Below are 12,908 nucleotides of genomic sequence, written 5' to 3' on the forward strand. Positions count from 1 at the left end.
ACCCTTGACCTCAGGCTGGGTCCTCCTCGCCCAGCCATCGATAGGTCGCGCCGCCGATCACCGCACCGAAAATGGGCGCCAGCCAGAACATCCACAACTGCTGAAGCGCCCACCCGCCGACGATCAGTGCCGGGCCGGTACTGCGGGCCGGGTTGACCGAGGTGTTGGTCACGGGGATGGAGATCAAGTGGATCAGGGTCAAGGCCAGGCCAATGGCGATAGGCGCGAGGCCCGCTGGGGCACGACGGTCAGTGGCGCCAAGGATGATCAGCACGAACATCGCCGTCATCACCAGCTCACAGACAAACCCCGTTGCCATTGAGTAACTGCCCGGCGAATGCTCGCCGTAGCCATTGGAAGCCAGGCCCGATGCCAGTTCGAACCCGGGTTTGCCGCTGGCAATGAAGTACAACAGCGCAGCGGCGACCGTGCCGCCGATAACCTGCGAGATGATATAAGCCGGTAACTCCCTGGCCGGGAACCTCCCGCCCACTACCAAGCCTACTGATACGGCCGGGTTGAGATGGCAGCCGCTGATGTGCCCGATGGCAAACGCCATGGTCAACACCGTGAGCCCGAACGCCAGGGCTACGCCCAACAGCCCTATCCCGACGGCGGGAAACGCTGCGGCCAACACCGCACTCCCGCAACCGCCCAACACCAGCCAAAACGTACCCAATCCCTCTGTGATTGAACGTTTGAACAAAGACATGCAACACGTCCTTGATAGATCGCTCTACCCAATCAGTAAATCAATGATGCTCCCTGCAGATTTACTTCAGCGCCCGTCTGGGCACTGCTTTGATTGAAGCAGGCTTTTGTGGCAAATCCAGGCCATAAAAAAGCGCCAGAACCCTTTGGGTGCTGGCGCGATGGGCCAATGCTGCGATGCAATGCGATCGACTGTGGGAGGGTGTTTTCCCCGGAAGCGGTCAGTCGATGCCGACGAAGCCTCCGGTTTGATGCTGCCACAACCTGGCATACAGCCCGCCGTGGGCCAGCAATTCAGCATGGCTGCCGGTCTCGGCGATTTGCCCTTTCTCCAGCACCACCAACCGGTCCATCCGCGCAATGGTCGACAGCCGGTGCGCAATCGCTATCACCGTCTTGCCTTGCATCAAGGTTTCCAGGCTCTCCTGGATCGCCGCTTCCACTTCCGAGTCCAGCGCCGAGGTGGCCTCGTCCATGATCAGAATCGGCGCGTCCTTGAGCAGCACCCGCGCAATGGCAATGCGCTGGCGCTGCCCACCGGAGAGTTTGACCCCGCGCTCACCCACATGGGCGTCCAGCCCGGTACGCCCTTCGGCGTCCGACAGCAGCGGAATGAATTCATCGGCGCGGGCCTTGTGGATGGCGGCCGTCAGTTCTTCATCGGTCGCATCCGGCTTGCCGTACAGCAAGTTGTCACGGATCGAGCGGTGCAGCAGCGAAGTGTCCTGGGTGATCATGCCGATCTGTGCGCGCAGGCTTTCCTGGGCGACCTCGGCGATGTTCTGCCCGTCGATCAGGATGCGCCCGCCTTGCAGGTCGTACAGGCGCAGCAGCAGGTTGACCAGGGTCGACTTGCCCGCGCCGGACGGGCCGATCAGGCCGATCTTTTCCCCGGCCTTGATCGTCAGGTTCAAGCCGCCAATGATCCCGCTCTTTTTGCCGTAGTGAAAATCCACCTGCTCAAAGCGTACTTCGCCATGGGGCACGTTCAGGCGCGGGGCATTCTCGCGGTCGGTGACCGCCAGCGGTGCTGCGATGGTTTTCAGCCCGTCCTGCACCATGCCGATGTTTTCGAAAATGCCGTTGACCACCCACATGATCCAGCCGGACATGTTGACGATACGAATCACCAGGCCGGTGGCCAGGGCAATCGCGCCCACGGAAATCAGCGACTGGGTCCACAGCCACAGGGCCAGGCCGGTGGTGGTGACGATCAGCAGGCCGTTCAAGACGGCAATCGTCACGTCCATGCTGGTCAGCACGCGGGCGGCCAGCTGGGTTTTTTCGGTCTGCTCGATGATCGCTTCCTTGGCGTATTCCTGCTCATTCTGCGTATGGGCGAACAGCTTCAAGGTGGTGATGTTGGTGTAGCCGTCGACGATGCGGCCCATCAGTTTGGAGCGCGCTTCAGAGGAGATCACCGAGCGCTCTTTCACGCGCGGCACGAAGTAACGCAAGGCCAGGCTGTAGCAGATGATCCAGGTGATCAGCGGGATCATCAGCCGCCAGTCGGCCTCGGCAAACAGCACCAGGGCGCTGATCGCATAGATCGATACGTGCCAGATGGCTTCCGCCGTCGCCACCGCCGAGTCACGCAAGGAGTTGCCGGTTTGCATGATGCGCTGGGCGATACGCCCGGCGAAATCGTTTTGAAAGAAATTCAGGCTCTGCTTGAGCACGTAGCTGTGGTTTTGCCAGCGAATCAGGCTGGTCATGCCGGGGTTGATGGTCTGGTGCACCAGCAAGTCATGCAAGCCGTTGAAGATCGGGCGCAACAGCAGGGCGACCACGGCCATCCAGATCAGCTCGGCGCTGTGAATCTGGAAGAAGTTGGCGGGCGGTGTGCCTTGGGCCAGATCGATAATGCGGCTCAGGTAGCTGAACAACGCCACTTCGATCAACGCACCGATCAGGCCTACCACCAGCAAGGCGGCAAAGCTTGGCCACACCTGGCGCAGGTAATAGAGGTAGAAGGGCAGGACTTTGTCGGGCGGGGCGTCGCTGGGGGCAGCGCGGAAAATATCGATCAGTTGTTCAAAACGACGATAGAGCATTAGGTTGACGCCCGCCTGGCGGGCTCTCCTGTTCAAATGCGCGCGTGACCTTGTGGGCCATGCGCGGAGCTACCTGCAGACCTCAGTCGATGCGCTTGGCCGACTTGATCAGAACAGGATCGATAGGCACGTTTTGCATGCCCTGCTTGGTGGTGGTCTGCGAGTTGACGATGATATCGACCACGTCCATGCCTTTGACCACTTTGGCGAACACGGCGTAACCGGCGTCACGGCCCGGATCGAGGAAAGCATTGTCGGCGACGTTGATGAAGAACTGGCTGGTGGCCGAGTTCGGGTCATTGGTGCGGGCCATCGACAGAGTGCCGCGTACGTTGTGCAGGCCGTTGCTGGCTTCGTTCTTGATCGGTGCTTCAGTTGGTTTTTGCGACATCTGCGCGGTGAATCCGCCGCCCTGGACCATGAAGCCCGGGATCACGCGGTGGAAAATCGTGTTGGTGTAGAAGCCTTTGTCGACATAGGCCAGGAAGTTCTTGGTGCTGATCGGCGCCTTGACCGGGTCCAGTTCGATTTCAATGTCGCCATTGGTGGTGGTGATCAGGACGTGAGGCGCCTTGGCGGGCTCGGCGGCCATCAGGTTGGCGGCGAACAAAACAGAACCGGCAAAGAAGGCGATTTTTTTCAACATGGGTCAGTGATCCTGGGTAGTGGTTTCGACTGTCTTTAGAAAATCGAGCAAGGTAGCGTTAAAGACTTCGGGTTGATCCAAAGGCGTGGCATGGCGGGAATCCTCGATCACCACCAGTCGCGCATCGGGCAGCAGTTTTACATAGATTTCTTTTTGCGCCACGGGTGTGTAGTCGTGGTCGGCGCTGATGACCAGGGTTGGACAGGTGATCCGGGAAAGTTGTTCCTGTACGCCCCAGCCCACAATCGCGTCGAAACTGGCGAGATAAGCACGTTTGTCGTTTTTTGCCCAGCGTTCGGCCATCTTGCGCCGCAGGTCGCCCTGGTGCGGTTGGGGGAACAGCCGATCACCCAGAGCCTTGCCGATGGTGGCCAGGCTGAGCACTCGCGCCAGGCTCCAGCGCTTGGCCCACTGCCAATAATCATCGGCGCTGCGCACTTTGACTTCAGGCGCACTGTTGACGATACACAGGCTCTTGACCCGGCCAGGTTCGTCCACCGCCAACTGGAAGGCGATCATGCCGCCCATGGACAGGCCCACGACATGAGCAGGCGGCAGGTTCAGGTGTTCGATCAAGGCAAGCAGGTCGATGGTGAAACCCTTGATGCTGTAGCGCTCGCGAGGTTTGTCGGAGCGCCCGTGGCCGCGCACATCCACCACGATCAGGCGGTAATGGCGGGCCAGCACCGGAATCTGCAGTTCCCAGTCCTGGCTGCTGGAGCCCAGGCCGTGGATCAGGATCAACGGGCTGCCGTGGCCGTATTCCTCGTAATGCAGGCTGCAGCCTTCATGGTCGAACCAGGCCATGCATGAACTCCGTTTCAGGCTTGCTGGGGAGCGGCGTAAGGCGCGTCCAGGGGAGCGGTGTCAAAGGTGCGCAGCAATTCCACGAGGATCTGTGTGGCTGGGCCCAGGGGTTTGTCCTTGTTCGCGTACAGATAAAACGTCGGGTTGCGGCTGCCGCCTTTTTCCAAGGGTAGCTGCTTGAGCAGGCCATCCTTGAGTTCGCGCTCAATCATGTGTCGGGGCAGCCAGGCAAAGCCCAGGCCGCTGCTGACGAATGTCGCGGCGGTGGGCAGGCTGCCGACGGTCCAGCGCTGTTCGGCGCCAAGCCAGCCCACGTCTCGCGGTTGCTGGCGGCCGGAGTCGCGGATCACCACCTGCATCTGGCTTTCCAGGTCCTGGAAGCTCAGCTCACGGTTCAAACGATGCAGCGAATGGTCCGGGTGGGCCACGGCGATAAATTCCACATCGCTCATTTCCGTGCCCAGGTAGCCGGGGATAATGAACCCGCTGATCGCCAGGTCGGCCATGCCATCCATCAGCAACTCTTCGACGCCCGACAGCACTTCTTCACGCAGGCGCACGCGGCAGCCACGGCTTTGCGGCATAAAGGCGGTGAGGGCGCGCACCAGGCGTGCATTGGGGTAGGCGGCGTCCACGACCAACCGCACTTCAGCCTCCCAACCCTGTTCCATGTGGTGGGCAAGGTCTTCCAGTTGGCTGGCGTTTTTCACCAGTTGCCGCGAGCGGCGCAGCAACACTTCACCGGCGTCGGTGAGCACCGCCTTGCGCCCGTCGATGCGCAGCAGCGGCACACCGAGTTGGTCTTGCATGCGAGCGACGGTGTAACTCACCGAAGACTGCGAACGGTGCAACGCTTCAGCCGCCTGGGCGAAGCCGCCGTGGTCGACCACGGCTTGCAGCGTGCGCCATTGATCGAGGGTAACGCGGGGCGCTTTCAAGATGAGCTCCTCTTGTCCTAAGCTGGCGGTCCTTATTGGAGACTGCCGAATGAGAAAATTCTGTTGTGTGTTGCTGGCGCTGCTGCCGATGAGCGCATTTGCCTACCCCATCGATGTCACGAAAAAGATCGACGGCGTGCAAGTGGACTACACCGCGTCCGACGTGGACGGCGACATCAGTTCGATCCGGCTAAACAACTACGGCACCAACGACGCAGTGTGTTCGGTAACCTTCACCAACGGCCCGGAATCGCCGCGTAATCGCAAGGTCACGGTGGCGGCGGGCAAAAGCACCAACACAACGGTCAAGTTCAGTCGCGCCATTATCAAGATGCGTATCGCGCTGGCATGTGCCCCAAAATAAAGCAGCAGCGGAGCATGCTCACAGCAATACTCCGCTTATAAACAAATTTCTAGATGGGTTGTAGCAGTTTTTTGCGCTTTTTTATCGAATGAGCCCTGGTTAATCTTTTCTCCATCGCCTTACAGCATTTACAGATGGAGCCTACCTAGCTATGTCCAATGTTCTGATCATCGAAAGCAGCGCACGCCAACAGGATTCGATCTCCCGTCAGCTGACCCAGCAGTTCATCAGCCAATGGAAGGTCGCTCATCCGACCGATCAGATCACCCTGCGTGACGTGGCGCTTAACCCGGTTCCGCACCTGGACGCCAATTTGCTCGGCGGCTGGATGAAGCCCGCCGAACAGCGCAGCGGCATCGAACAGGCCTCCCTGGACCGCTCCAACGAATTGACCGACGAACTGCTCGCCGCCGATGTGCTGGTGATGGCTGCGCCGATGTACAACTTCGCGATCCCCAGCACCCTCAAAGCCTGGCTGGACCACGTGTTGCGCGCCGGTGTGACCTTCAAGTACACCGCCACCGGCCCTCAGGGTTTGCTCACTGGCAAGCGCGCCATTGTGTTGACCGCACGCGGCGGTATCCACACCGGCGCCAGCTCCGATCACCAGGAACCTTACCTGCGTCAGGTCATGGCCTTTATCGGCATTCACGACGTGACCTTCATTCACGCTGAAGGGGTGAACCTGAGCGGAGACTTCCAGGAAAAGGGCATCAACCACGCTAAAGCGCTGCTGGCCCAGGTCGCTTGATCGTTTAATCGTCACATAATCGCGCGGTGTTTATATCGCTCCACGCAAACCCTTCAAGTACGCGTATCGAACCTCCCTTTGCACTTGTTGCTCCTGAGTGCTCCTGCCCGACTGCCGCTTTAGCGAGGTCGGGTTTTTTTTGCCTCGAGTTTCTTCAAACACCGAAAACCCTTAAAGTCGCGCCCATTCGAAACGAGGCGCGCATGGGCTATCTACTGGTTGTCACCCTGATTCAGGCTTTCTCCTTCAGCTTGATCGGCGAATACCTCGCCGGTCACGTCGACAGCTATTTCGCCGTGCTGGTGCGCGTGGTGTTGGCCGGGCTGGTGTTCATCCCGCTGACCCGCTGGCGCTCGGTAGAGCCACGGTTCATGCGTGGCATGCTGGTGATCGGCGCGCTGCAGTTTGGTGTGACCTACGTGTGCCTGTACCTGAGCTTTCGGGTGCTCACGGTGCCGGAGGTGTTGCTGTTCACCATCCTCACGCCGTTGCACGTGACACTCATCGAAGACGCGCTTAACCGTCGCTTCAATCCTTGGGCGCTGATTGCGGCGTTGGTGGCGGTGGGCGGTGCGGCAGTGATTCGCTTTGACCAGATCACGCCGCACTTCCTCGGCGGCTTTTTGCTGTTGCAACTGGCCAACTTCACCTACGCCGCCGGGCAGGTGATGTACAAACATCTGGTGGCGCGTTATCCAAGCGATCTGCCGCATTACCGACGTTTCGGCTACTTCTACCTGGGCGCCTTGATCGTGGTGTTGCCGGCATTCCTGCTGTTCGGCAAGGCCGACTTTCTGCCGCAAGCGCCGCTGCAGTGGGGCGTGCTGGTGTTCCTTGGGTTGGTCAGCACCGCGCTGGGCATGTACTGGTGGAACAAAGGTGCGTGCCTGGTCAACGGCGGCACCTTGGCGGTGATGAATAACCTGCATGTGCCGGTGGGGTTGTTGCTGAACTTGCTGATCTGGAATCAGCATGAGCCGCTGGGGCGGCTGGCGTTGGGCGGGTTGGTGATTTTGGGGGCGGTGTGGATCAGCCGGTTGGGCGTGCGTAAACAGTTAGCCCAATCTTGAACACCTTTGTGGGAGCGGGCTTGCTCGCGAAGACGGTGGGTCAGTCATTGATAGGGTGACTGATCCTGCGCTCTCGCGAGCACGCCCGCTCCCACAGAAGATCGGTGGTGTTATACCGCGCTGTGCTCCAGGGTCGGCAAATGACTGGCCCCCAGCACCGCCGGCAACATCCCGGCACGCAAGTCATTACCACTCGGCTGTTGATACAGGCTCAAGCCGAACTCCGGCAGCACCGCCAGCAGGTAATCAAAAATATCCCCCTGGATGCGCTCGTAATCCGCCCACGCCGTGGTGCGCGTGAAGCAGTAGATTTCCAGCGGCACGCCCTGAGCGGTGGTTTGCATCTGGCGCACCATGCAGGTCATGTTCGGCTGAATGTCCGGGTGGCTTTTCAGGTAGGCCAGTGCATAGGCGCGGAAGGTGCCGAGGTTGGTCATGCGGCGGCGGTTGGCAGAGAGTTGCGCGCTATTGCCCTGGGCCTCGTTCCACGCCTTGAGTTCAGCCTGCTTGCGGCTGATGTAGTCGGTGAGCAGGTGCACCTGGGTCATGCGCACTTCTTCATCATCACGCAAAAACCGCACGCCGCTGGCGTCGATGTACAGGCTGCGCTTGATGCGGCGACCGCCGGATGCCTGCATTCCGCGCCAGTTCTTGAACGACTCTGACATCAAGCGCCAGGTAGGAATGGAGACGATGGTCTTGTCGAAGTTCTGCACCTTGACCGTGTGCAGCGTGATGTCCACCACGTCACCGTCGGCGCCGACTTGAGGCATCTCGATCCAGTCGCCGACCCGCAGCATGTCGTTGCTGGTCAATTGCACACTGGCGACGAACGAGAGCAGCGTGTCCTTGTACACCAACAGAATCACCGCCGACATCGCACCCAACCCCGAGAGCAGCAACAGCGGCGAACGGTCGATCAGCGTGGCGACAATAATGATTGCGGCGAACACGAACAGCACCATTTTCGCCAGTTGCACATAGCCCTTGATCGAGCGGGTGCGGGCATGTTCGGTGCGTGCGTAGATATCCAGCAACGCGTTGAGCAGGGCGCTCACGGCCAGCGTCATGAACAGGATGGTGAACGCCAGGGCGACATTGCCGATAAACAGCGTGGCGGTTTTGCTCAGGTCCGGTACCAGGTACAGGCCGAACTGAATCACCAGGGACGGCGTCATCTGTGCCAGGCGGTGGAAGACTTTGTTGTGCCGCAGGTCATTGAGCCAGTGCAGCGCCGGTTGCCGGCCAAGCAATTTGACGGCGTGGAGGATGAGGTAGCGCGCGACCCGTCCGAGCAGCAGGGCGACTACCAGCAACACCAGTAAACCCAGGCTCGCATGCAGCAGCGGGTGTTGATCGAGGGCGCCCCAAAGGTCTTGGACGTTGAGCCAGAACTGTTTGATATCCATGGGTGAAACCGATTCTTCTGTAAGACAACACGGGCCGATTAGAGCATTTAAGTGCGACAAAGTTGACGTTGTGGACAAATGAGCTGACAAAAAAGCAGCTGATTAGCCCCGTTCGCGTAAAGAAACTCGGTTTGGACGCCCGAAACCGTTACCCTATGCAGCTGATATTTTGTATTTCTTCGAGGTAGCACCCGTGTTTTCCCAATTCGCCCTGCACGAACGCCTGCTCAAAGCCGTGGCCGAGCTTAAATTTGTCGAGCCTACGCCTGTGCAAGCAGCGGCCATCCCGCTCGCGCTCCAAGGGCGTGACCTTCGGGTGACGGCTCAAACCGGGAGTGGCAAAACCGCCGCTTTCGTCCTGCCGATTCTGCACCGCTTGATTGGCCCGGCCAAAGTCCGCGTCAGCATCAAGACCCTGATCCTGCTGCCAACCCGCGAGCTGGCCCAGCAGACTTTGAAGGAAGTGGAGCGCTTTTCGCAGTTCACCTTCATCAAATCCGGCCTGATCACCGGTGGCGAAGACTTCAAGGTCCAGGCCGCCATGCTGCGCAAGGTCCCGGACATTCTCATCGGCACCCCTGGCCGGATGATCGAGCAACTCAACGCCGGCAACCTTGACCTCAAGGAAGTTGAAGTGCTGGTGCTCGACGAAGCCGACCGCATGCTCGACATGGGCTTTGCCGATGACGTGCAGCGCCTGGTGGCTGAATGCGTCAATCGTCAGCAGACCATGCTGTTCTCCGCCACCACCGGCGGCTCGACCCTGCGTGACATGGTCGCCAAGGTCCTGAACAACCCTGAGCACTTGCAGGTCAACAACGTCAGCGACCTGAACGCCACCACGCGTCAGCAGATCGTTACCGCCGACCACAACGTGCACAAAGAACAGATCCTCAACTGGCTGTTGGCCAACGAGACCTATCAGAAGGCCATCGTGTTCACCAACACCCGGGCTGCGGCGGACCGTATCTACGGTCGCCTGGTGGCACAGGATTACAAAGCGTTCGTGCTGCACGGTGAGAAAGACCAGAAGGACCGCAAGCTGGCCATCGACCGCCTGAAGGCTGGCGGCGTGAAGATCCTGGTGGCCACCGACGTGGCAGCGCGCGGTCTGGACGTGGATGGTCTGGACATGGTCATCAACTTCGACATGCCGCGCAGCGGCGACGAATACGTGCACCGTATCGGTCGTACCGGGCGTGCGGGCAATGATGGCCTGGCAATCTCGCTGATCTGCCATGGCGACTGGAACCTGATGTCGAGCATCGAGCGCTACCTCAAGCAGTCGTTCGAGCGCCGCACTATCAAGGAAGTCAAAGGCACCTACACCGGGCCGAAGAAGGTCAAGGCGTCGGGCAAGGCGGTTGGCGTTAAGAAGAAAAAAGTCGACGCCAAGGGCGACAAGAAGAAAGCCGGTGCCAAGTCGCCGACCAAGCGCAAAATTGCCAACCGGCCGAAGACCGACAACCTGTCGCTCGTCAGCAAGGACGGCATGGCGCCGCTCAAGCGCCGCAAGCCAGAAGCGCCGGCTGCCGAGTAAGGCAGCACCGATACAAAAAAAACCGGACGATGTCCGGTTTTTTTAGGCCTTCAGTTTTTTGTCTCGGCGGCTGCTTTATCCAGGTCTTTGAGACGCTGATCGATCAATTGGCATTTGTCAGGCAGGTCGGCAGAGGTTGTATCCATATCCATTTTCTGCAGCTCTGCATTCATTTCCTTGGCTTTGGTGGGGTTCTGCTGGGTGAGCTTGGTCACCTCCTGCGCCAGTTGCTCACGCTTCGCCGTGGCTTCTTCAGGCGTACAGGCCCACGCGGGCAGGGCAGTCAGCAGCGTGGCGGCGATGGCCAGGTTCATCAGGGTTTTCATGGTCGGACCTCCTTGGCAGTGTGTTCAGTTGAGGTGGCGAACGTCTGGAAAGTTCAGAGAAATGACGGCGGTCTATCCGGCTGAACGGCCAGTGACGGGGCATGTCACACCTGTAGACGGGCTACTTTCTACCGGCCTGCAGGAGGAATCAGGATGACGACTTACAATTGGGATTTGATCGAACGTTTGCTGCATGAAGTGCAGAACGGCGAAGGCAGCTTTGCCCCGCGCAAGTATGCCGAGCAGGAAGCTGCCGAGAAGGCCACGGCCGGTGAAGCCACCGGTAACCTGGACACGCTGAAAAAGACCGCCGCGGACTATGAGGCACTGTTGTTCAAGCGTGGGTTTATTGAGTCGCGGCCAGAAGAAGAGGGCGGAAACGGTGAGAACTTCATCCTGACCGCGCGCGGCGCGCAACTGCTGGCGCTGATTGACAGCTCCATCCCCGGCAATGACCACCCGCGTCAGGTTCTCGATGACCAGGCGGATGCCCTGGAGCCGGCGACGTTTGATGAAGTGGCTTCGAAGGCGCAGATTGCCTGACAGGCAACCCGTCGATCAATTGAGCGAGGGGGACTTGTCCCCCTTGCCAACCTCAGTTGGCGGTAGCTTTCAGGCATTTGAGGGCCTTGAAGTCGCTGCGCACACCGTCAATTTTTTGCGTCAGCTTCATGCGCTGCTGCGGCGTACTTTCCGCCATCAGGTCGACAATCAGACTGCGCGCCGCTGTTTCCGTCCGCGCATAGGCAGCCTTGTATTCCGGGGTCCACAGACTTTCTCGATCCACCAATAATTGCTGCATCTTCTGCGGGAAGTCCGCGCTGTGGCGCTGCTGCACCGCGGCGATGAATTGCGCCTGCCAGCGGGCGCGGTTGCCGATCCATTCCTGATTCTGTTCGCCCAAAGCGATAGACCAGGCCGTCACACGGTTCTGCTGGCTGTCACTGAGCGGGCCGATCCAGGCGTCCAGGCGTTTGCTCATGCGTTGCGCGCGCTCCTTGATCTGCTGCGCCAAGGGCGGCTTGAGGTATTCGTCCTGGCGTTTACGCAGGTCTTTGGCCAGGGCGTCGCTCATTTCCTTGACCTGCTGGTTATCCAGCCCTTGCAGCAGTTGGATGGCTGACGGCGTGATTTCCCGCGCCACCTCGGCTATCGCCAGTTTGGCCTCGACAGTACGGGCCTGCAGTGCGGCGTCGGTGACCTGATTGTTGTCGACCATCTGTTGCAGGCGATCGAGCCAATCCAGATAGCCCGGCAATTGGGTGGTGCAATGCCAGGCCAGGTGTTCCTTGAGTGTGTCGTTGAACCAGCTCTTCTGCCCGGCGTTCATGTCCAGGTAGTCGTTGAGGGTCCAGGGAATAATGACATCCAGATTGCGGTAGGCCAGGCCTACCCGATTGCAGCCGGCGAGCACCAGGCTGAGGGTCAGCAATACCACCAGAAATTTAAGCCGACGCAGCATGGGCGAGTCCTTGCGCAGAGGGGGTTAATGCATGTGAACCTGAGCGAGGTGCGACAGTTCAGCCCGTCAATAAAACGACCGCGCCGCCTTCAAGGTCAACAGGCCGTCGCATTGCGAATTGTGTCCGGAGTAGGCCGAGCAGTCGCCACCGCTGAGGCTGGAATCGCTGTAGATCAGGTCCAGGTCGATGCCTTTCCACGCACGCGAGAACTGCACCGACCAATCGCTGAAGCTGCTGATCGAGCCGCCTTCCACCGAAGCAGGAGTGCCCAGTTGATGGGTGGTGTACTTCATGCTGACGCCGATGCCGAAAGGCTGCGTGCCGCCGAGGTCGGCAAACAACGTGCTGTCCTGGCGATCAGGGTCGTTGCTGAAGGAGACGCCGAAGCGGTTGCCCAGCAGGTTCAGGCCGCCGTAGAACTCCTGGCTGTCCAGAGGGCTGAGCTTGGGATAGCTGTAGTGAATCAAGCCGACTTCATAGCCCAGCGTTTTGTCGAAGGGGCGTTTGAAACCCAGGTAAGAATCGACTTCAAGGTTATCGGCCGACGACAGCCCCATATTGGGTGAGAACTGGCCAACATACAGGCCGCTGTCATGGCTCAGGTCCAACCCGCCGTGAAATGAGCCGCTGCCTGGGGCGGTCGGCTTTACCAGGCCTTGGGCCATGCTACGGCTGGGCGTGGTGCCCAGTTTCAGGTCGAAATCGCCCAGTTCACGCTGGAAAACCTGCGCTTGCGCTAAAGGGGTTGCCGCAAGGGCAGCTATCAGAAAAAAGCAGGGCTTGAGCATGCTTCACTCCATGAAAAGCGAGGAGCAGTGACAGAGGAAAT

General features: G+C 59.7%; 14 protein-coding genes. 5 read left to right on the top strand and 9 right to left on the bottom strand.

Features of this window, described 5'->3' with window-relative positions; all coding sequences use genetic code 11:
- Positions 1-10 precede the first annotated feature (10 nt).
- The 5 genes from aqpZ to AC19YS_RS26550 form a co-directional block, all read right to left on the bottom strand.
- Positions 11-712, bottom strand: a complete 702-nt coding sequence (aqpZ, locus tag AC19YS_RS26530; protein WP_106576377.1) for an aquaporin Z — start codon at positions 710-712, stop codon at positions 11-13.
- A 220-nt stretch (positions 713-932) separates the two neighbouring features.
- Positions 933-2,765, bottom strand: coding sequence for an ABC transporter ATP-binding protein (locus AC19YS_RS26535; protein ID WP_124418203.1), 1,833 nt, complete (start codon positions 2,763-2,765; stop codon positions 933-935).
- A gap of 82 nt (positions 2,766-2,847) precedes the next feature.
- On the bottom strand, positions 2,848-3,411 hold the full coding sequence (locus tag AC19YS_RS26540) for a peptidylprolyl isomerase (protein WP_106576379.1): 564 nt from the start codon (positions 3,409-3,411) through the stop codon (positions 2,848-2,850).
- Between the two features lie 3 nt (positions 3,412-3,414).
- The gene (locus AC19YS_RS26545; protein ID WP_106576380.1) at positions 3,415-4,218 is read right to left on the bottom strand and encodes an alpha/beta fold hydrolase; all 804 of its coding nucleotides are present in this window, start codon (positions 4,216-4,218) and stop codon (positions 3,415-3,417) included.
- A 14-nt stretch (positions 4,219-4,232) separates the two neighbouring features.
- A complete protein-coding gene (locus AC19YS_RS26550) occupies positions 4,233-5,156 on the bottom strand; it encodes a PA3225 family LysR-type transcriptional regulator (protein WP_106576381.1) in 924 nt (307 codons plus the stop codon).
- A gap of 49 nt (positions 5,157-5,205) precedes the next feature.
- Between AC19YS_RS26550 and AC19YS_RS26555 the strand changes: the two genes are divergently transcribed.
- From AC19YS_RS26555 to AC19YS_RS26565, 3 genes are all read left to right on the top strand, one after another.
- Positions 5,206-5,520 (top strand): 3-phosphoglycerate kinase, encoded by a 315-nt coding sequence (locus tag AC19YS_RS26555; RefSeq protein ID WP_106576382.1) that lies wholly within the window; start codon positions 5,206-5,208, stop codon positions 5,518-5,520.
- A 151-nt stretch (positions 5,521-5,671) separates the two neighbouring features.
- On the top strand, positions 5,672-6,271 hold the full coding sequence (locus AC19YS_RS26560; protein ID WP_124418202.1) for an FMN-dependent NADH-azoreductase: 600 nt from the start codon (positions 5,672-5,674) through the stop codon (positions 6,269-6,271).
- Between the two features lie 203 nt (positions 6,272-6,474).
- Entirely contained in the window at positions 6,475-7,341 is an 867-nt protein-coding gene (locus AC19YS_RS26565) for a carboxylate/amino acid/amine transporter (RefSeq protein ID WP_179609458.1), read from the top strand.
- A 110-nt stretch (positions 7,342-7,451) separates the two neighbouring features.
- On the opposite strand, the gene AC19YS_RS26570 is transcribed toward AC19YS_RS26565, so the two are convergent.
- Positions 7,452-8,750: a mechanosensitive ion channel family protein gene (locus AC19YS_RS26570; RefSeq protein ID WP_119742212.1), complete on the bottom strand. Its 1,299-nt coding sequence runs from the start codon at positions 8,748-8,750 to the stop codon at positions 7,452-7,454.
- A 193-nt stretch (positions 8,751-8,943) separates the two neighbouring features.
- Between AC19YS_RS26570 and AC19YS_RS26575 the strand changes: the two genes are divergently transcribed.
- Positions 8,944-10,290, top strand: coding sequence for a DEAD/DEAH box helicase (locus tag AC19YS_RS26575; RefSeq protein WP_106576386.1), 1,347 nt, complete (start codon positions 8,944-8,946; stop codon positions 10,288-10,290).
- A gap of 50 nt (positions 10,291-10,340) precedes the next feature.
- Here the strand turns inward: AC19YS_RS26575 and AC19YS_RS26580 are convergent, their stop codons facing one another.
- On the bottom strand, positions 10,341-10,616 hold the full coding sequence (locus AC19YS_RS26580; RefSeq protein ID WP_106576387.1) for a hypothetical protein: 276 nt from the start codon (positions 10,614-10,616) through the stop codon (positions 10,341-10,343).
- Positions 10,617-10,769: 153 nt separating this feature from the next.
- Here AC19YS_RS26580 and AC19YS_RS26585 point away from each other — a divergent pair, with 153 nt between their 5' ends.
- Positions 10,770-11,159 (top strand): transcriptional regulator, encoded by a 390-nt coding sequence (locus AC19YS_RS26585; RefSeq protein ID WP_106576388.1) that lies wholly within the window; start codon positions 10,770-10,772, stop codon positions 11,157-11,159.
- 52 nt (positions 11,160-11,211) lie between these two features.
- On the opposite strand, the gene AC19YS_RS26590 is transcribed toward AC19YS_RS26585, so the two are convergent.
- Positions 11,212-12,078, bottom strand: a complete 867-nt coding sequence (locus AC19YS_RS26590; RefSeq protein ID WP_500603034.1) for a DUF6279 family lipoprotein — start codon at positions 12,076-12,078, stop codon at positions 11,212-11,214.
- A gap of 66 nt (positions 12,079-12,144) precedes the next feature.
- Positions 12,145-12,867 carry a TorF family putative porin gene (locus AC19YS_RS26595; RefSeq protein WP_106576390.1) on the bottom strand — a complete coding sequence of 241 codons (723 nt, stop codon included), beginning with the start codon at positions 12,865-12,867 and terminating at the stop codon, positions 12,145-12,147.
- Positions 12,868-12,908: the final 41 nt, after the last annotated feature.

It is taken from the genome of Pseudomonas sp. MF08831 (assembly GCF_059862645.1).